Origin of the sequence: Enterobacter cloacae, assembly GCF_011078175.1 — a bacterium.
Taxonomy (GTDB): Bacteria; Pseudomonadota; Gammaproteobacteria; order Enterobacterales; family Enterobacteriaceae; genus Enterobacter; species Enterobacter cloacae_Q.
In genome coordinates this window covers 189,309-207,299 of the sequence record NZ_JAALCJ010000007.1, presented here as the reverse complement: position 1 = coordinate 207,299, position 17,991 = coordinate 189,309, and the positions used below count along the sequence as shown (strand labels likewise).

At 56.2% G+C, this 17,991-nt stretch carries 17 protein-coding genes and 1 other annotated feature; of the genes, 15 read left to right on the top strand and 2 right to left on the bottom strand.

The window, feature by feature from the left end; translation table 11 throughout:
• The first annotated feature begins 16 nt into the window (after positions 1-16).
• From gyrB to G6Q29_RS16525, 8 genes are all read left to right on the top strand, one after another.
• Positions 17-2,428, top strand: coding sequence for a DNA topoisomerase (ATP-hydrolyzing) subunit B (gyrB, locus tag G6Q29_RS16560; RefSeq protein ID WP_003861119.1), 2,412 nt, complete (start codon positions 17-19; stop codon positions 2,426-2,428).
• A 217-nt stretch (positions 2,429-2,645) separates the two neighbouring features.
• Positions 2,646-3,458 carry a sugar-phosphatase gene (gene yidA, locus G6Q29_RS16555; RefSeq protein ID WP_165466472.1) on the top strand — a complete coding sequence of 271 codons (813 nt, stop codon included), beginning with the start codon at positions 2,646-2,648 and terminating at the stop codon, positions 3,456-3,458.
• A 226-nt stretch (positions 3,459-3,684) separates the two neighbouring features.
• On the top strand, positions 3,685-4,374 hold the full coding sequence (gene dgoR / locus G6Q29_RS16550) for a D-galactonate utilization transcriptional regulator DgoR (protein WP_003861109.1): 690 nt from the start codon (positions 3,685-3,687) through the stop codon (positions 4,372-4,374).
• Positions 4,371-5,249 (top strand): 2-dehydro-3-deoxygalactonokinase, encoded by an 879-nt coding sequence (locus tag G6Q29_RS16545; protein ID WP_165466471.1) that lies wholly within the window; start codon positions 4,371-4,373, stop codon positions 5,247-5,249. The genes dgoR and G6Q29_RS16545 overlap by 4 nt, the downstream gene beginning before the upstream one ends.
• Entirely contained in the window at positions 5,233-5,850 is a 618-nt protein-coding gene (locus G6Q29_RS16540) for a 2-dehydro-3-deoxy-6-phosphogalactonate aldolase (protein ID WP_165466470.1), read from the top strand. Before G6Q29_RS16545 ends, G6Q29_RS16540 begins: the two co-directional genes overlap by 17 nt.
• A complete protein-coding gene (dgoD, locus tag G6Q29_RS16535; RefSeq protein ID WP_165466469.1) occupies positions 5,847-6,995 on the top strand; it encodes a galactonate dehydratase in 1,149 nt (382 codons plus the stop codon). Before G6Q29_RS16540 ends, dgoD begins: the two co-directional genes overlap by 4 nt.
• A gap of 180 nt (positions 6,996-7,175) precedes the next feature.
• On the top strand, positions 7,176-8,513 hold the full coding sequence (locus G6Q29_RS16530) for an MFS transporter (RefSeq protein WP_165466468.1): 1,338 nt from the start codon (positions 7,176-7,178) through the stop codon (positions 8,511-8,513).
• Positions 8,514-8,564: 51 nt separating this feature from the next.
• The gene (locus tag G6Q29_RS16525) at positions 8,565-9,794 is read left to right on the top strand and encodes a DUF3748 domain-containing protein (protein ID WP_207309802.1); all 1,230 of its coding nucleotides are present in this window, start codon (positions 8,565-8,567) and stop codon (positions 9,792-9,794) included.
• Here G6Q29_RS16525 and G6Q29_RS16520 read toward each other — a convergent pair.
• The gene (locus G6Q29_RS16520) at positions 9,791-10,123 is read right to left on the bottom strand and encodes a YceK/YidQ family lipoprotein (RefSeq protein ID WP_165466466.1); all 333 of its coding nucleotides are present in this window, start codon (positions 10,121-10,123) and stop codon (positions 9,791-9,793) included. The two genes, G6Q29_RS16525 and G6Q29_RS16520, sit on opposite strands and share 4 nt — an antisense overlap.
• 251 nt (positions 10,124-10,374) lie before the next feature.
• Positions 10,375-10,446: a sequence feature (ROSE (Repression Of Heat Shock gene Expression) occurs in the 5'-region of heat shock genes and acts as an RNA thermometer to modulate expression.), on the top strand.
• Here G6Q29_RS16520 and ibpA point away from each other — a divergent pair.
• From ibpA to G6Q29_RS16505, 3 genes are all read left to right on the top strand, one after another.
• Positions 10,440-10,850, top strand: a complete 411-nt coding sequence (gene ibpA / locus G6Q29_RS16515; RefSeq protein WP_008500162.1) for a small heat shock chaperone IbpA — start codon at positions 10,440-10,442, stop codon at positions 10,848-10,850. It overlaps the preceding feature by 7 nt.
• 136 nt (positions 10,851-10,986) lie before the next feature.
• Positions 10,987-11,415, top strand: coding sequence for a small heat shock chaperone IbpB (gene ibpB / locus G6Q29_RS16510; protein ID WP_006808781.1), 429 nt, complete (start codon positions 10,987-10,989; stop codon positions 11,413-11,415).
• A gap of 241 nt (positions 11,416-11,656) precedes the next feature.
• Positions 11,657-13,318: a putative transporter gene (locus G6Q29_RS16505; RefSeq protein WP_165466465.1), complete on the top strand. Its 1,662-nt coding sequence runs from the start codon at positions 11,657-11,659 to the stop codon at positions 13,316-13,318.
• On the opposite strand, the gene G6Q29_RS16500 is transcribed toward G6Q29_RS16505, so the two are convergent.
• Positions 13,286-14,032, bottom strand: coding sequence for a GntR family transcriptional regulator (locus G6Q29_RS16500; RefSeq protein ID WP_165466464.1), 747 nt, complete (start codon positions 14,030-14,032; stop codon positions 13,286-13,288). The two genes, G6Q29_RS16505 and G6Q29_RS16500, sit on opposite strands and share 33 nt — an antisense overlap.
• Positions 14,033-14,254: 222 nt before the next feature.
• On the opposite strand from G6Q29_RS16500, the gene G6Q29_RS16495 reads away from it, so the two are divergent.
• The 4 genes from G6Q29_RS16495 to G6Q29_RS16480 all read left to right on the top strand — a co-directional run bounded on the left by G6Q29_RS16495 (position 14,255) and on the right by G6Q29_RS16480 (position 17,973).
• Positions 14,255-15,877: an alpha-glucoside-specific PTS transporter subunit IIBC gene (locus G6Q29_RS16495; RefSeq protein WP_165466463.1), complete on the top strand. Its 1,623-nt coding sequence runs from the start codon at positions 14,255-14,257 to the stop codon at positions 15,875-15,877.
• The gene (locus G6Q29_RS16490) at positions 15,874-17,196 is read left to right on the top strand and encodes a 6-phospho-alpha-glucosidase (RefSeq protein ID WP_165466462.1); all 1,323 of its coding nucleotides are present in this window, start codon (positions 15,874-15,876) and stop codon (positions 17,194-17,196) included. Before G6Q29_RS16495 ends, G6Q29_RS16490 begins: the two co-directional genes overlap by 4 nt.
• 92 nt (positions 17,197-17,288) lie before the next feature.
• Positions 17,289-17,636, top strand: coding sequence for a YidH family protein (locus G6Q29_RS16485; protein ID WP_165466461.1), 348 nt, complete (start codon positions 17,289-17,291; stop codon positions 17,634-17,636).
• On the top strand, positions 17,626-17,973 hold the full coding sequence (locus G6Q29_RS16480) for a DUF202 domain-containing protein (RefSeq protein ID WP_165466460.1): 348 nt from the start codon (positions 17,626-17,628) through the stop codon (positions 17,971-17,973). The genes G6Q29_RS16485 and G6Q29_RS16480 overlap by 11 nt, the downstream gene beginning before the upstream one ends.
• Positions 17,974-17,991: the final 18 nt, after the last annotated feature.

The following is a 17,991-nucleotide window of genomic DNA, read 5'->3' as shown; positions in this document are numbered from 1 at the left end:
TGAGCGAGAAACGTTGATGTCGAATTCTTATGACTCCTCCAGTATCAAAGTCCTGAAAGGGCTGGATGCGGTGCGTAAGCGCCCGGGTATGTATATCGGCGACACGGATGACGGCACCGGTCTGCACCACATGGTATTCGAGGTGGTAGATAACGCTATCGACGAAGCGCTCGCGGGTCACTGTAAAGACATCGTGGTCACCATTCATGCGGACAACTCCGTCTCCGTTACCGATGATGGCCGTGGTATCCCAACCGGTATCCACCCGGAAGAGGGCGTCTCGGCTGCGGAAGTGATCATGACCGTTCTGCACGCAGGCGGTAAGTTCGATGATAACTCCTATAAAGTGTCCGGCGGTCTGCACGGCGTTGGCGTATCCGTAGTAAACGCCCTGTCGCAGAAGCTGGAGCTGGTGATCCAGCGCGAAGGCAAAATTCATCGCCAGATCTATCAGCACGGCGTGCCTGAAGCACCGCTGGCCGTCACGGGGGATACCGAGAAAACCGGGACTATGGTGCGTTTCTGGCCGAGCCTTGAAACCTTCACCAACGTCACCGAATTCGAATACGACATCCTGGCGAAACGCCTGCGTGAACTGTCGTTCCTGAACTCCGGCGTGTCGATTCGTCTACGCGACAAACGCGACAACAAAGAAGACCACTTCCACTACGAAGGCGGTATCAAGGCGTTCGTTGAGTATCTGAACAAAAACAAAACGCCAATTCACCCGAATATCTTCTACTTCTCTACTGAAAAAGACGGTATCGGCGTGGAAGTGGCCTTGCAGTGGAACGACGGTTTCCAGGAAAACATCTACTGCTTCACCAACAACATTCCACAGCGCGACGGCGGTACTCACCTTGCGGGCTTCCGCGCGGCGATGACCCGTACCCTGAACGCCTACATGGACAAAGAAGGCTACAGCAAAAAAGCGAAAGTCAGCGCCACCGGCGACGATGCGCGTGAAGGTCTGATTGCCGTGGTCTCCGTGAAGGTGCCGGATCCGAAGTTCTCCTCACAGACCAAAGACAAGCTGGTCTCCTCTGAGGTGAAATCAGCCGTTGAGCAGCAGATGAATGAACTGCTGAGCGAATATCTGCTGGAAAACCCGTCCGACGCGAAAATCGTGGTGGGTAAAATTATTGATGCGGCGCGTGCCCGTGAAGCGGCGCGTAAAGCGCGTGAAATGACCCGCCGTAAAGGCGCACTGGATCTGGCAGGCCTGCCGGGCAAGCTGGCTGACTGCCAGGAACGCGACCCGGCGCTGTCCGAACTGTACCTTGTGGAAGGGGACTCCGCGGGCGGTTCTGCGAAGCAGGGCCGTAACCGTAAGAACCAGGCGATCCTGCCGTTGAAGGGTAAAATCCTCAACGTTGAGAAGGCGCGCTTCGACAAAATGCTCTCTTCTCAGGAAGTGGCAACGCTCATCACCGCACTCGGCTGCGGTATCGGTCGCGACGAGTACAACCCGGATAAACTGCGCTATCACAGCATCATCATCATGACCGATGCGGACGTCGACGGCTCGCACATTCGTACGCTGCTGTTGACCTTCTTCTATCGTCAGATGCCGGAAATTGTTGAACGCGGCCACGTCTACATTGCGCAGCCGCCGCTGTATAAAGTGAAGAAAGGCAAGCAGGAACAGTACATTAAAGATGACGACGCGATGGACCAGTACCAAATCGCGATCGCCCTTGATGGTGCGACCCTGCACGCTAACTCAAGCGCGCCTGCGCTGGCCGGTGAGCCGCTGGAACGTCTGGTCTCCGAGTTCAACGCCACGCAGAAAATGATTGGCCGTATGGAGCGTCGCTATCCGAAAGCGCTGCTGAAAGAGCTGATTTATCAGCCGACCCTGACCGAAGCCGATTTGAGTAACGAGCAGACCGTCACCCGCTGGGTGAACACCCTGGTGAGCGAGCTGAACGAGAAAGAGCAACACGGCAGCCAGTGGAAGTTTGACGTTCAGCAGAACGCTGAGCAGCAGTTCGAGCCGATCGTCCGCGTGCGTACCCACGGCGTCGATACCGACTACCCGCTGGAGCACGAATTTGTCACCGGTCCGGAATACCGTCGTATCTGCACCCTCGGCGAGAAGCTGCGCGGTCTGATCGAAGACGATGCATTCATTGAACGTGGCGAACGTCGTCAGCCGGTAGCCAGCTTCGAACAGGCGCTGGAGTGGCTGGTGAAAGAGTCCCGTCGTGGTCTCTCTATTCAGCGTTATAAGGGGCTGGGCGAAATGAACCCGGATCAGCTGTGGGAAACCACCATGGATCCGGAAAGTCGTCGCATGCTGCGCGTTACTGTTAAAGACGCAATCGCAGCGGATCAGCTGTTCACGACCCTGATGGGCGATGCAGTTGAACCACGCCGCGCCTTCATCGAAGAGAACGCTCTGAAAGCGGCGAACATCGATATCTAAGCTCTATCCCCCTCACCCTAACCCTCTTCCCAAAGGGGAGAGGGTACGTACGGTACCGCCTTTTCTCCCTCGCCCTATGGGGAGAGAGCCGGGGTGAGGGGAAATTCTTTGGCCGCAAAAGAGGAATTTCCTCTCCCGACCCATCCTCCTTTCTTACCGTGTTTTTTGAGTGGAATCGCGTTAGCATGAGGTAGCACTCATTTATCCCGGGGACCTCATGGCCATTAAACTCATTGCAATCGATATGGACGGCACGCTGCTGCTGCCAGACCACACTATCTCTCCAGCCGTTAAAAACGCGATCGCTGCGGCACGCGCAAAGGGCGTGAATGTGGTACTGACCACGGGGCGTCCGTATGCGGGCGTGCACAGCTACCTGAAAGAGCTGCACATGAACCAGCCTGGCGATTACTGCATCACCTATAACGGCGCGCTGGTGCAGAAAGCCGCGGATGGCAGCACGGTTGCGCAAACGGCGCTGAGCTACGACGACTATCTGTTCCTGGAAAAACTGTCCCGTGAAGTGGGCTCTCATTTCCACGCGCTCGATCGCAACACGCTTTACACCGCCAACCGCGATATCAGCTACTACACGGTGCACGAGTCCTACGTTGCAACCATTCCACTGGTGTTCTGCGAAGCGGAGAAAATGGATCCTGCGACGCAGTTCCTGAAAGTGATGATGATTGATGAACCTGCGGTTCTCGACAAAGCCATATCGCGCATTCCGGCTGAGGTAAAAGAGAAATACACCGTGCTGAAAAGTGCGCCGTACTTCCTTGAAATCCTCGATAAACGCGTCAATAAAGGCACGGGCGTCAAATCGCTTGCCGATGCGCTGGGCATCAAGCCTGAAGAGATCATGGCGCTGGGCGACCAGGAAAATGATATCGCAATGATCGAGTATGCAGGCATGGGCGTGGCGATGGATAACGCGATCCCCTCGGTGAAAGAGGTGGCGAATTTCGTCACGAAATCCAACCTGGAAGACGGCGTTGCCTGGGCTATCGAGAAATTCGTTTTGTCCTAGCAGTCGCTGGAAAACATTAGCCTCGGTTATCAACCGGGGCTTTTTTTGGCCCTGAATTTATCGAATTGTTCTTTTTGTGATCTTGATTGTAGTACAACATGAATTAATTGTACTACATTGCAGTCAAGGCAAAGGCGAAAGGACTCACGTTTGTACTGCAAAAGTGAGGCGAAATTCAGCGGTCGCGGTAAAGTAGTGATGGACTTACAGAGCTCAAGGACTCCCCATGACACTCAATAAAACCGATCGCATTGTCATTACGCTGGGCACTCAGATTGTGGGTGGCAAATACGTTCCCGGTTCGCCGTTGCCAGCAGAGGCGGAACTGTGCGAGGAGTTTGAAACCTCGCGCAACATCATCCGGGAAGTGTTCCGCTCGCTGATGGCGAAGCGGCTGATTGAAATGAAGCGCTATCGCGGCGCGTTTGTGGCGCCGCGTAACCAGTGGAACTACCTCGATACCGATGTTCTGCAATGGGTGCTGGAAAACGACTACGACCCACGGCTTATCGGCGCGATGAGCGAAGTCCGAAATCTGGTGGAACCGGCCATCGCCCGCTGGGCGGCTGAGCGCGCAACGTCAGGTGACCTGGCACAGATTGAGTCGGCTTTAAACGACATGATCGCCAATAACCAGAACCGGGAGGCGTTCAACGAAGCGGACATTCGTTACCACGAAGCGGTATTGCAGTCGGTGCATAACCCGGTTTTACAGCAGCTTAGCGTGGCGATCAGCTCGCTACAGCGAGCAGTATTTGAACGTACCTGGATGGGCGATGAGGCCAACATGCCGAAAACGCTTCAGGAACATAAAGCGCTGTTCGATGCGATACGGCATCAGGACGGCGATGCGGCAGAGCAGGCGGCGTTGACCATGATCGCCAGCTCGACACGAAGGTTGAAGGAAATCACATGACATCACGCTACATCGCAATCGACTGGGGATCGACCAATCTGCGCGCCTGGCTCTACCACGGTGAGCACTGCCTGGAAAGCAGGCAATCAGAAGCAGGTGTGACGCGCCTGAACGGTAAATCCCCCGCAGCGGTGTTAGCAGAAGTGACACAAAACTGGCGCGACGGTACTACGCCAGTGGTGATGGCCGGAATGGTCGGCAGTAACGCGGGCTGGAAGGTCGCACCTTACCTGCCAGTTCCGGTGCATTTCGCCGCCGTGGGTGAGAAGTTAACGACCGTTGGCGACAATGTCTGGATTATTCCCGGTTTATGCGTCTCTCGCGACGATAACCATAACGTGATGCGCGGCGAAGAGACGCAGCTGCTCGGGGCGCGCACCCTTTCCCCTTCTTCTGTCTACGTCATGCCCGGGACGCACTGTAAATGGGTCCAAACGGATGCTGAGCAAATTCATGATTTCCGCACCGTGATGACCGGCGAACTGCACCACTTGCTGCTTAAGCATTCGCTGGTGGGGACCGGTTTGCCGGAGCAGATCCCTTCGCCGGAAGCGTTTGCCGCCGGGCTTGAGCGCGGGATCGACTCCCCTGCCGTTTTGCCGCAACTTTTTGAGGTTCGCGCCTCGCACGTGCTGGGAAGTCTTCCGCGCGAACAGGTCAGCGAATTTCTGTCCGGCCTGCTGATTGGCGCAGAAGTCGCCACCCTGAGCGACGCGTTCGTCGGGCAGCAGGCCATCACGCTCGTCGCGGGTTCATCGCTGATGTCTCGTTACCGCCAGGCGTTCCACGCTATCGGACGGGATGTTGCTGCGGTGGAAGGCGACACGGCATTTCAGGCAGGCATAAGGAGCATCGCTCATGCAGTGGCAAACTGATCTCCCCCTTATCGCAATTTTGCGCGGTATTACCCCCGATGAGGCGTTAGCGCACGTTGGCGCGGTGATCGACGCCGGGTTCGACGCGGTGGAAATCCCCCTCAACTCACCGGAATGGGAAAAAAGTATTCCGGCCGTGGTGGAGGCGTTCGGTGATAACGCGCTGATTGGCGCAGGCACCGTATTACAGCCGGAGCAAGTGGATAAACTGGCGAAGATGGGCTGCAAGCTTATCGTCACACCCAATATCAACCCTGAGGTGATCCGCCGGGCGGTGGAATACGGCATGACCGTCTGTCCGGGATGCGCGACGGCCACAGAAGCGTTTACTGCCCTCGACGCGGGCGCGCAGTCGCTCAAAATTTTCCCGTCGTCGGCCTTTGGTCCGGATTACATCAAAGCGCTGAAAGCGGTCTTACCCGCCAGCGTGCCGGTCTTTGCCGTGGGCGGCGTCACGCCGGAAAACCTGGAGCAGTGGATAAAAGCGGGCTGTGTGGGCGCGGGGCTGGGCAGCGATCTCTATCGTGCCGGGCAGTCCGTAAAGCGTACCGCACAGCAGGCGGCAGCATTTGTGAAAGCGTACCGAGAGGCAGTGAAATGAAAATAACCAAACTCACCACGTACCGTTTACCCCCGCGCTGGATGTTCCTGAAAATCGAAACCGATGAAGGCGTGGTTGGCTGGGGCGAGCCGGTGATTGAAGGCCGAGCGCGAACCGTTGAAGCCGCGGTTCACGAGCTGGGCGAATACCTGATTGGTCAGGATCCGGCGCGCATCAACGACCTGTGGCAGGTCATGTACCGGGCGGGATTTTACCGGGGCGGTCCGATCCTGATGAGCGCCATCGCCGGTATTGACCAGGCGCTGTGGGATATCAAAGGTAAAGTGCTGAATGCCCCGGTCTGGCAATTAATGGGCGGCCTGGTGCGCGACAAGATCAAAGCCTACAGCTGGGTCGGTGGCGACCGTCCTGCGGAAGTGATCGACGGCATTACACAGCTGCGCAACATCGGTTTTGACACCTTCAAACTCAACGGTTGCGAAGAGATGGGCGTTATCGACAACTCGCGCGCGGTAGACCGGGCGGTGAACACCGTGGCGCAAATCCGCGAGGCTTTCGGCAACGAGATTGAGTTTGGCCTGGATTTCCACGGCCGCGTCAGCGCGCCAATGGCCAAAGTGCTGATCAAAGAGCTGGAACCGTATCGCCCGCTGTTTATCGAAGAGCCGGTGCTGGCCGAGCAGGCGGAATACTATCCGAAGCTGGCTGAACAGACGCACATTCCCATCGCGGCGGGTGAACGCATGTTCTCGCGCTTCGAGTTTAAACGCGTGCTGGAAGCGGGCGGCATTGCGATCCTGCAACCGGACCTCTCCCACGCAGGTGGCATCACCGAATGCTACAAAATTGCCGGAATGGCAGAAGCCTACGATGTGGCGCTGGCGCCGCACTGTCCGCTTGGGCCGATTGCGCTGGCGGCCTGCCTGCACGTCGACTTCGTCTCCCGTAATGCGGTGTTCCAGGAACAAAGCATGGGCATTCACTATAACAAGGGCGCGGAGCTGCTCGATTTTGTAAAAAACAAAGAAGACTTCTGCATGGAGGGCGGTTTCTTTAAACCGTTAACGAAGCCGGGCCTTGGCGTGGAGATCGACGAAGCCAAAGTCATTGAGTTGAGTAAAAGTGCGCCGGACTGGCGTAACCCACTGTGGCGTCATGAAGACGGTTCCGTAGCCGAGTGGTAAATGCGCGTCATACTTCGCGCTGGTGATGCGTTGGCAGCGTTTTCTTACCCCCGTCACATACTTTTGTATGCTCCCGGGGATGCGAAAACTTGCCGCCTTCCCCCAGCACGAATTATTTAGCGCATTCCGTTTACGTTTGTAATTAAAAAAAACAAATACACCCTCTGTAAATTACAGGGCATGGTGAGCGGCTTCGCTATGCCCAAAATCTGGAGACAGATTGCGATGGATATTCCAGTTACTGCTGCAAAAACCGGGCGTCGTCGTTACCTGACGCTGATCATGATCTTTATTACCGTGGTCATTTGCTATGTCGACCGCGCCAACCTTGCCGTGGCATCGGCCCATATTCAGGAAGAGTTTGGCATCACCAAAACGGAAATGGGCTACGTCTTCTCGGCGTTTGCCTGGCTTTATACGCTCTGCCAGATCCCCGGCGGCTGGTTCCTTGACCGCGTGGGGTCGCGTCTGACCTACTTTATCGCCATTTTAGGCTGGTCTGTGGCGACGCTGTTCCAGGGGTTCGCCACCGGGCTGATGTCGCTGATTGGCCTGCGCGCCATCACCGGGGTGTTTGAAGCGCCGGCGTTCCCGACCAACAACCGCATGGTGACCAGCTGGTTCCCTGAACACGAACGCGCTTCTGCCGTCGGCTTCTACACCTCCGGGCAATTTGTTGGCCTGGCGTTTCTGACGCCGCTGTTAATCTGGATCCAGGAGCTGCTGAGCTGGCACTGGGTGTTTATCGTCACCGGCGGGATCGGCATTATCTGGTCGTTAATTTGGTTTAAGGTGTATCAACCGCCGCGTCTGACCAAAAGCATTTCCAAAGCCGAACTGGACTACATCCGCGACGGCGGTGGCCTGGTGGACGGCGATGCGCCAGTGAAAAAAGAGGCGCGCCAGCCGTTGACCAGAGCGGACTGGAAGCTGGTTTTCCACCGGAAGCTGGTTGGCGTATATCTGGGACAGTTCGCGGTAACCTCCACGCTGTGGTTTTTCCTCACCTGGTTTCCGAACTACCTGACGCAGGAGAAGGGTATTACCGCGCTGAAGGCAGGCTTTATGACCACCGTACCGTTCCTGGCGGCGTTTTTCGGCGTGCTGCTCTCGGGCTGGCTGGCGGACAAGCTGGTGAAAAAAGGCTTCTCGCTGGGCGTTGCGCGTAAAACGCCAATTATCTGCGGGCTGCTGATCTCTACCTGCATCATGGGGGCGAACTACACCAACGATCCGGTGTGGATCATGACTCTGATGGCAGTAGCGTTCTTCGGAAACGGTTTTGCCTCCATTACCTGGTCGCTGGTGTCGTCTCTGGCACCGATGCGTCTGATCGGCCTGACCGGCGGCGTGTTTAACTTCGTTGGCGGCCTGGGCGGGATCACCGTGCCGTTGGTCATCGGTTACCTGGCGCAGGACTACGGCTTTGGACCAGCTCTGGTGTATATCTCTGTCGTGGCGCTGATCGGTGCGCTCTCCTACATCCTGCTGGTCGGCGACGTGAAACGAGTAGGCTAATCCCTTCCGATGTTTTACCCTGATGCGATAACCGCGCATCAGGGTATTTTCATGAAACAAATCACCTTCGCTTCACGCAACCATCAGCTCACCAACATCAACGCCTGGACGCCGGACAGCCAGTGGCTCGTCTATGATGTGCGCCCGTCCGGCGCGTCATTTACCGGTGAAACCATCGAGCGGGTGAACGTCAGTACAGGCGAGGTGGAGGTAATCTACCGTGCCGCTGACGGTGCGCATGTCGGCGTCGTGACCGTTCATCCGACGCAGGACAAATATGTTTTTATCCACGGCCCCAAACACCCGGATGCAGACTGGCAGTATGATTTTCACCATCGTCAGGGGGTGATTGCGCACAATGGTCAGGTGAACAATCTTGATGCGATGGATATCACCGCACCTTACACGGCAGGCGCGCTGCGTGGCGGCAGCCACGTCCACGTTTTTAGTCCGAACGGGCAGTTCGTCAGCTTTACCTATAACGACCATGTGCTGCACGCGCGCGATCCGAAGCTGGATTTGCGTAACGTCGGGGTGGCGACGCCTTTTGGTCCGGTGAACCCACAAGGGAACCATCCACGTGAATATGCTGGCGCCTTCTGGAGCGTACTGGTAAGCCGGACAACGCCGAACCCGAAACCGGGCAGCGATGAGATCAACCGCGCCTATGAAGAGGGCTGGGTGGGCAACGACAGGCTGGCGTTTATCGGCGATACCCTGTCTGCGAAAGGCGAGAAAGTGCCCGAACTGTTTATTGTCGATCTCCCCAACGACGAGCAGGGCTGGAAACGGGCGGGGGATGCGCCGTTGCAGGGGACGCCTGATACCATGCCCGCGCCGCCTGTGGGCGTTATGCAACGACGCCTCACCTTCACCCATCAGAAGGCATATCCGGGGCTGGTGAACGTACCGCGCCACTGGGTGCGCAGTAATCCGCAGGGGACGCAGATTGCGTTTTTAATGCGAGACGATAACGGCGTCGTGCAGCTGTGGCTTATCTCCCCTGAGGGCGGCGAGCCGCGTCAGTTAACCCACACTGAGCGTGATATTCAGTCGGCGTTTAACTGGCATCCTTCCGGAAACAGCCTGGGATTTGTGCTGGCAGGCCGCATTGCCTGCTGCGATGCGCAGACCGGGGACGTAATGTTTTTGACGTCCGATCACGGCAATCCGCCGTCTGCTGACGCTGTGGTTTTTTCCCCGGACGGTCGTTTTATTGCATGGATGGAAGAGAAGGACGGTTTCCGCCAGCTGTGGCTAACGGAAACCGCACAGAATTAGCGTGGAGCCATCGCTGCGGGCGGGATAACAGAATTGGTCGCCAGATTTTCCTGCTCGCTTTTCTCAACGCGCGAGCGCACTGAGCTGTCGGTGCGGAACATATCCCACGGCAGCAGAAGCGTATCCGCGACTGCCGTAAACGGCATATCCAGGATAACCAGGGATTTGGTGCCCCAGTTGGTATCGTCATCGGAGATCATCGCCGCGCTGGCACGCGTCCCCGGATATGTTCCTTCTTTACCGCCGGTGTGAGACATCACGCTCGAACACCCGCAAAGTAAAACAACCCCGCTGAACGTCGTCAGCTTTATCAGAACATTTTTCATCATCACTCAGTCATCGTTAATGGCACTGCATCGACCTACAACTCAGGGTTATAGCGAGCCTTATCCAAAATGGATAGCTCGTTAATCCCGCACTGTGGCAGTCATCGCAATTTAACCCTTTGTGCTGTTGTCCCAGAGTCTATGCGACAACCAGCAAAGTGCAAAAAAATCTCATATAAATAGGCTTGAAAAGCCCGGTTCCAGACCCATTTTAAGAATGTGACCCGATAACGAACTCGCCTGATGGGTGTTCGGGGGGCACAAAGGCCTGTCCATGGTGGAAGGCAATAATTCCTCGCTGATTTCAGGAGTCTTATTTATGCGTAACTTCGATCTTTCTCCGCTATACCGTTCTGCAATTGGTTTTGACCGCCTGTTTAACCATTTAGAAAATAACCAAAGCCAGAGCAACGGCTACCCTCCCTACAATGTCGAGCTGGTTGACGAAAACCACTATCGCATCGCGATTGCTGTTGCTGGTTTTGCAGAAAACGAACTGGAGATCACCGCGCAGGACAACCTGCTGGTGGTGAAAGGTTCCCATACGGCCGAGCAGAAAGAACGTACCTACCTTTACCAGGGCATCGCCGAGCGTAACTTTGAACGCAAGTTCCAGTTAGCTGAGAACATTCACGTTAAGGGCGCGAACCTGGTTAACGGCCTGCTGTTTATCGAACTGGAACGCGTGATTCCCGAAGAGAAAAAACCGCGCCGTATCGAAATTAACTAATTACGCGGGTCGCATGAGCGGCCCACACAGACTTGCTTGCCGTAACGGGAGCATATGCGAATCCATCAGGATTTGCAGGAACAACTGCGCACAAAATTAAACTGTGCCGAACTCGCTTCTCAGAAGGAGATTTAGTATGCGTAACTATGATTTTTCCCCCCTGCTGCGTCAGTGGATCGGTTTTGACAAACTGGCTAACGCCCTGCAAAGCGCAACCGAACAGCAGACGTTTCCGCCGTACAACATCGAAAAAAGCGATGATAACCACTACCGCATCACGCTTGCGCTGGCCGGGTTCCGGCAGGAAGACCTCGATATCCAGCTTGAGGGTACGCGCCTGACCGTGAAAGGGTCGCCGGAAAAACCAGACACCGAAACCAAATGGTTGCATCAGGGGCTTGTCACTCAGCCATTTAGCCTGAGCTTTACCCTTGCAGACCATATGGAAGTATCCGGTGCGACGTTTACTAACGGGCTACTGAACATTGATCTCACCCGTAACGTGCCGGAAGCCATTGCGCCTCAGCGCATCGCCATTAGCGAACGCCCGGCGTTGAACAGCTAATACACGTTTTTGCCGGGTGGCGGCTACGCCTTACCCGGCCTACAAAACGAATCGTGTGCGGGCTGGTGCCCTCACCCCGCCCCTCTCCCCACAGGGAGAGGGTGCAAACACTAAAAACGGTCACCTTCGGGTGACCGTTTTGCTTTTACCTTCGGCTTTTTTGTGCGCCATCGCCCATACAACCGCAGCCAGCTCTGAGAGAATCCATAGCATAACCAGGGTTATACACAGGATGTGGATCATGAGTGATATCGCGTTAACCGTTAGCGTGTTGGCTCTTGTCGCGGTAGTGGGGCTATGGCTGGGTAATATCAAAATCCGCGGCGTCGGGTTTGGCATAGGCGGGGTATTGTTCGGCGGGATCTTTGTCGGCCACTTTGCCGATCAGCTTGGGTGGGTGCTCAGCGCTGATATGCTGCATTTCATCCAGGAGTTCGGCCTGATCCTCTTTGTGTATACCATTGGTATTCAGGTTGGGCCGGGCTTCTTCGCTTCCCTGCGCGTCTCAGGTTTACGCCTGAATCTCTTTGCCCTCGGCATCGTCGTAATGGGTGGGCTGGTGACCGCCATTCTGCATAAACTCTTCGCTATTCCGCTGCCCGTCGTGTTGGGCATCTTCTCCGGAGCCGTCACGAATACGCCCGCGCTCGGGGCGGGCCAGCAAATTCTGCGCGACCTGGGTATCCCTGCTGGTGTTGTCGATCAGATGGGAATGAGCTACGCCATGGCCTATCCGTTTGGCATTTGCGGTATTTTGCTCTCAATGTGGCTGGTGCGCGTGCTGTTCCGCATTAACGTCGAGCGCGAGGCGAAAGAGCATGAAAGCACATTAACCAACGGCCATGCGCGAATTAAAACTATCAATATTCGCGTCGAGAACCCTAACCTGCACAATATGGCGATTCAGGATGTTCCCATTCTGAACAGCGCGACCATCATCTGTTCCCGTCTGAAACGTGATGACACGCTGATGGTGCCTTCACCCGACACACTTATTCAACACGGCGATCTCCTGCATCTGGTAGGGCAACCGGCGGATTTAAACAATGCCCGGCTGGTGATTGGTCAGGAGGTGGATACTTCGCTTTCAACCCGTGGAACAGACATGCGCGTGGAGCGTGTGGTGGTGACCAATGAGAAGGTATTGGGCAAGAAAATACGCGACTTGCAGGTTAAAGAACGTTATGACGTGGTGATCTCCCGGCTTAACCGCGCCGGCGTCGAGCTGGTGGCCAGCCAGGATGCCAGCCTGCAATTCGGTGATATTCTCAACCTCGTCGGGCGTCCTTCATCCATTGATGCCGTAGCGGACATGGTGGGCAACGCCCAGCAAAAACTCCAGCAGGTGCAGATGCTGCCGGTTTTTATCGGCATCGGGCTTGGCGTCATGCTTGGCTCCATCCCCCTGTACGTGCCCGGCTTCCCGGTAGCACTGAAGCTGGGTCTGGCAGGCGGGCCGCTCATTATGGCGCTGATCCTCGGGCGTATCGGCTCTGTCGGTAAGCTCTACTGGTTTATGCCCCCGAGCGCTAACCTGGCGCTGCGAGAGTTGGGCATCGTGCTGTTTCTGGCGGTCGTGGGGCTGAAATCCGGCGGCGATTTTGTCGATACCCTGATAAACGGCGAAGGGATGAGCTGGGTAGGATACGGCATATTTATTACCGCCATTCCGCTGATAACGGTCGGGATACTGGCGCGTATGTTCGCTAAAATGAACTATCTCACGCTGTGCGGCATGCTGGCCGGTTCGATGACCGACCCGCCCGCGCTGGCGTTCGCCAACAACCTGCACGCTACCAGCGGTGCGGCGGCGTTGTCCTACGCCACGGTTTATCCGCTGGTGATGTTTCTGCGCATCATCACACCGCAGCTACTGGCGGTGCTGTTCTGGGGGATGGGCTAATACGTCTTCCGGGTGGATACGCCGCAAATGGTAGTCCACCTGGTAATCGCTGGTATTTCGGAACATCACGGAATAATTGAGGAACTCGCCGCTGTCGCTGTAGGAAAGGGAGGTGATGCGCAGCAGCGGCGTCTGTTCCGGCAGGTTCATGTAGCCGGCCAGCTGTTTATCTGCCAGCACCGGCGTCAGGCTCTCGTAGTTGCCGCTGATGGTGATCCCACACTCCTTCTCGATGTAATCAAACTTTGACCCTTCCAGATGCGCCAGGGAAAGATTGCGGAACAGCTTCACCGGCATAAAGCTGTCCTCCAGCATCAGCGGCTTCCCGTCCACGTAACGCACCCGCCTTGAAAAATAGATCCGCTCATCAACCTGAATCCGCAGCTGGCTGGCGATGGCGGGCGGCGCGGGCATCACTTCAAACTGCAACACCTTGCTCTGCACTTCTTTCCCCTGCTGGCGCAATACCTCCACCAGCCCGGTCAGGTTAGTCGTTTCATGATGAACGTCTTTGCGCGCCACGAACGTCCCGCTGCCGTGTCGACGTTCAACCAGCCCCCAGCTTACCAGCAGATCCAGCGCCTTGCGGATGGTCATCCGGGCTACGCCAAATTCCTTTGCCAGCACTTTTTCTCCGGGTAACGGACTGCCGATGTTGTAGTCCGAGGAATTCAGCCGCAGCCGTAGCCGATCGGCAATTGATTTGTAGATCACCAGTAGACCTCTCTGCGCACATCATGGCGTGGAATACGTCTTAACTTGTCCATGTTTAGTTTAAAAAGTAGACCTGATTGTTCAAATTAAAACCATGAAAGCGATCACGAATCGCAGCGGCACGCCATGTTCCCGCATCAGTAAGTTCTTATGCTCACCTCAGGCCAGTAAAAAACCATAAAGGCCTCTATCCCCTACAGGTTGTTTCATGAGGATTTAAAAATGCTCAGTCAAATACAACGTTTTGGCGGCGCCATGTTCACCCCGGTTTTGCTGTTTCCCTTTGCCGGGATCGTGGTTGGGATCGCCATCATGCTTCGCAACCCGCTGTTTGTCGGCGAGGCCTTAACCGCGCCTGATAATCTGTTCGCGCAAATTGTTCACATCATCGAAGAGGGCGGCTGGGCGGTGTTCCGTAACATGCCGCTGATTTTTGCCGTCGGCTTACCGATTGGCCTGGCAAAGCAGGCGCAGGGCCGCGCCTGTCTGGCGGTGCTGATTAGCTTCCTGACCTGGAACTATTTTATCAATGCGATGGGGATGACCTGGGGTCACTTCTTTGGCGTCGACTTCTCTGCTGAACCCACTGCCGGCAGCGGGCTGGCGATGATTGCCGGAATCAAAACGCTTGATACCAGCATCATCGGGGCAATTATCATTTCCGGGCTCGTCACCGCCCTCCACAACCGATTTTTCGACAAGCCGTTGCCGGTCTTTCTGGGGATTTTTCAGGGCACCTCGTTTGTCGTTATCCTCGCGTTCTTCGTCATGATCCCCTGCGCCTGGCTGACGCTGCTGGGGTGGCCGAAAGTACAGATGGGCATTGAGTCGTTGCAGGCCTTTCTACGTACCGCTGGCGCGCTGGGCGTATGGGTTTATACCTTCCTGGAACGCATTCTGATCCCAACCGGATTACACCACTTTGTCTACGGTCCGTTTATCTTCGGCCCGGCTGCGGTAGAAGGCGGCATTCAGGTCTACTGGGCACAGCACCTTCAGGAATTCAGCCAGAGCACTGTGCCGCTGAAAACGCTGTTCCCGGAGGGCGGATTTGCGCTGCACGGCAACGCTAAGGTGTTTGGCTCAGTCGGTATTGCGCTGGCTATCTGGTATACCGCCTCGCCGGAGAACCGCGTCAAAGTGGCAGGCTTGCTGATCCCGGCCACGCTTACCGCCGTGCTGGTGGGCATTACCGAACCGCTGGAGTTCACCTTCCTGTTTATCTCGCCGTTGCTGTTTGCCATCCACGCCGTGCTGGCCGCAACGATGGCGACGGTGATGTATACCTTCGGGGTGGTGGGGAATATGGGGGGCGGTCTGCTGGACCAGTTCCTGCCGCAAAACTGGATCCCGATGTTCCATCATCACGCGTCGACGGTATTCACCCAGATTGGCATCGGCCTCTGCTTCACCGGGATCTACTTCGTGGTCTTCAGGACGCTAATCGTACGTCTGAATCTGAAAACGCCGGGCCGGGAAGAGAGCGAAATAAAACTCTACAACAAGGCCGACTATAAGGCCGCACGCGGGCAAACCACCGCCCCGGCGCCAGCCAGCCAGCAGGTCGGACAGGCTGCCGGATTCTTACAGGCGCTCGGCGGTGCAGCAAATATCGAAAGTATCAATAACTGCGCCACCCGCTTGCGTATCGCCCTGATGGATATGACAAAAACCCAAAGCGACGACGTCTTCAAAGCCCTGGGCGCACACGGTGTGGTGCGGCGCGGCAACGGCATTCAGGTGATTGTCGGTCTGCACGTTCCTCAGGTGCGCGACCAGCTGGAATCGCTGATGAAAACCCCTTTAACAAACGAACAAACCACTCTGACAGAGGCTATATCATGAAAAAATTCTCAGTTGTTATTGCAGGCGGCGGCAGTACATTCACGCCTGGTATCGTCCTGATGCTGTTAGCCAACCGTGACCGTTTCCCGCTGCGTGCGCTGAAGTTCTATGACAATGACGGAGCACGTCAGGAGGTCATCGCCGAGGCGTGCAAAATCATCCTCAGGGAGCAGGCGCCAGAGATTGAATTTAGTTACACCACCGATCCGAAAGCGGCGTTTACCGATGTGGATTTCGTGATGGCGCATATTCGCGTTGGCAAATACCCCATGCGTGAAAAAGATGAAAAAATCCCGCTGCGCCACGGCGTGCTGGGCCAGGAAACGTGCGGGCCGGGCGGCATCTCCTACGGCATGCGCTCCATTGGCGGCGTGCTTGAACTGGTAGACTATATGGAGCAGTACTCCCCGAATGCGTGGATGCTGAACTACTCCAACCCGGCGGCGATTGTCGCAGAAGCCACGCGCCGCCTGCGTCCGAACGCGAAAATTCTCAACATCTGCGACATGCCGATCGGCATTGAAGGGCGTATGGCGCAAATTGTCGGCCTGAAAGACCGCAAAGAGATGCGCGTGCGCTATTACGGTCTGAACCACTTCGGCTGGTGGACGTCGATTGAAGATCTGAACGGCAACGATCTGATGCCGAAACTGCGCGAATACGTGGCGAAAAACGGTTATGTTCCGCCTTCGGAAGATGCGCATACTGAAGCGAGCTGGAACGATACCTTCGCCAAGGCCAAAGATGTACAGGCGCTGGATCCGGACACGATGCCGAACACCTACCTGAAGTATTACCTGTTCCCGGACTATGTGGTCGCCCATTCCAACCCGGAGCGTACCCGCGCCAATGAAGTGATGGATCACCGTGAGAAGCATGTATTCAGTTCATGCCGGGCGATTATCGAAGCCGGTCATTCCTCTGCCGGTGAACTGGAAATCGACGAACATGCGTCGTACATCGTCGATCTGGCGACCGCGATCGCCTTCAATACCCAGGAACGCATGCTGCTGATTGTGCCTAACAATGGGGCTATCCATAACTTTGACGCCGACGCGATGGTCGAAATCCCTTGTCTGGTCGGCCACAACGGACCGGAGCCGCTGACCGTAGGTGATATTCCGCACTTCCAGAAAGGGCTCATGAGCCAGCAGGTGGCGGTAGAAAAACTGGTGGTGGACGCCTGGGAGCAGCGCTCGTATCAGAAACTCTGGCAGGCGATTACCCTGTCGAAAACCGTACCGAGCGCAACGGTGGCGAAAGCGATTCTGGACGATCTTATTGAAGCTAATAAGGATTACTGGCCAGCGCTGCACTAATCTTTCTGACCGGCATTGCCTGATGCCGGTCTCCTTGTCCTGGCTGAATTACGCTATGCTGAAGCCTGCATGCTGTACGACAAGGAACCTTCATGAACATTTCCCGCCTCGGTGAAGCGCCGGACTACCGCTTCTCACTGGCTAATGAACGCACGTTCTTAGCGTGGATCCGTACCGCGCTGGGCTTTCTGGCCGCAGGCGTCGGCCTGGATCAGCTCGCTCCCGATTTTGCCACCCCGCTGATTCGCGAAGTGCTGGCTCTGCTGCTGTGCCTGATTGCCGGCGTGCTGGCGATCTACGGCTATCTGCGCTGGTTGAAAAATGAAAAGGCCATGCGTCTGAAGCAGGATCTCCCCTACACGCGCGGTTTGCTCATCATCAGTACGATTTTGCTGATGGTTGCGGGCATAGTGATGTTACTGGTGTTCTATGCCGGATAGCCGCAAAGCGCGGCGGGAAGCGGACCCCGGGCTTCAGCCGGAGCGAACCTCGCTGGCCTGGCTGCGCACGCTGCTGGGGTATGGCGCGCTGATCGCTCTTGCCATTAAGCACAACTGGCACCGCACGGGGGCGCCATTCTGGATCTCCATTGTTGTGCTGGCGCTGGTAGCCATCATTTTATGGCGCTACACCCGCAGCCGTAACCTGATGGACGTGGTGCAGAATGACTTCGTGCAGCCGAAGGCGGTGCGGGATAAGTTCCTGATCGCGCTCGCTGTGCTGTCGCTGTCTCTGTTGTTTGCGGTAACCCATATTCAGCAAATTGTAAGCCTTTAGGCCCGGTGTCGGCTATGC

Bases quoted from the DNA above. Each gene is read 5' to 3' on its own strand.
- gyrB (WP_003861119.1), top strand. From the start codon at position 17: ATGTCGAATTCTTATGACTCCTCCAGTATCAAAGTCCTGAAAGGGCTG.
- G6Q29_RS16530 (WP_165466468.1), top strand. From the start codon at position 7,176: ATGGTGAGCGGCTTCGCTATGCCCAAAATCTGGAGACAGATTGCGATG.
- G6Q29_RS16490 (WP_165466462.1), top strand. From the start codon at position 15,874: ATGAAAAAATTCTCAGTTGTTATTGCAGGCGGCGGCAGTACATTCACG.
- G6Q29_RS16495 (WP_165466463.1), top strand. From the start codon at position 14,255: ATGCTCAGTCAAATACAACGTTTTGGCGGCGCCATGTTCACCCCGGTT.
- G6Q29_RS16485 (WP_165466461.1), top strand. From the start codon at position 17,289: ATGAACATTTCCCGCCTCGGTGAAGCGCCGGACTACCGCTTCTCACTG.
- dgoD (WP_165466469.1), top strand. From the start codon at position 5,847: ATGAAAATAACCAAACTCACCACGTACCGTTTACCCCCGCGCTGGATG.
- G6Q29_RS16525 (WP_207309802.1), top strand. From the start codon at position 8,565: ATGAAACAAATCACCTTCGCTTCACGCAACCATCAGCTCACCAACATC.
- yidA (WP_165466472.1), top strand. From the start codon at position 2,646: ATGGCCATTAAACTCATTGCAATCGATATGGACGGCACGCTGCTGCTG.
- G6Q29_RS16540 (WP_165466470.1), top strand. From the start codon at position 5,233: ATGCAGTGGCAAACTGATCTCCCCCTTATCGCAATTTTGCGCGGTATT.
- G6Q29_RS16520 (WP_165466466.1), bottom strand. From the start codon at position 10,123: ATGATGAAAAATGTTCTGATAAAGCTGACGACGTTCAGCGGGGTTGTT.
- G6Q29_RS16545 (WP_165466471.1), top strand. From the start codon at position 4,371: ATGACATCACGCTACATCGCAATCGACTGGGGATCGACCAATCTGCGC.
- G6Q29_RS16480 (WP_165466460.1), top strand. From the start codon at position 17,626: ATGCCGGATAGCCGCAAAGCGCGGCGGGAAGCGGACCCCGGGCTTCAG.
- dgoR (WP_003861109.1), top strand. From the start codon at position 3,685: ATGACACTCAATAAAACCGATCGCATTGTCATTACGCTGGGCACTCAG.
- ibpA (WP_008500162.1), top strand. From the start codon at position 10,440: ATGCGTAACTTCGATCTTTCTCCGCTATACCGTTCTGCAATTGGTTTT.
- ibpB (WP_006808781.1), top strand. From the start codon at position 10,987: ATGCGTAACTATGATTTTTCCCCCCTGCTGCGTCAGTGGATCGGTTTT.
- G6Q29_RS16505 (WP_165466465.1), top strand. From the start codon at position 11,657: ATGAGTGATATCGCGTTAACCGTTAGCGTGTTGGCTCTTGTCGCGGTA.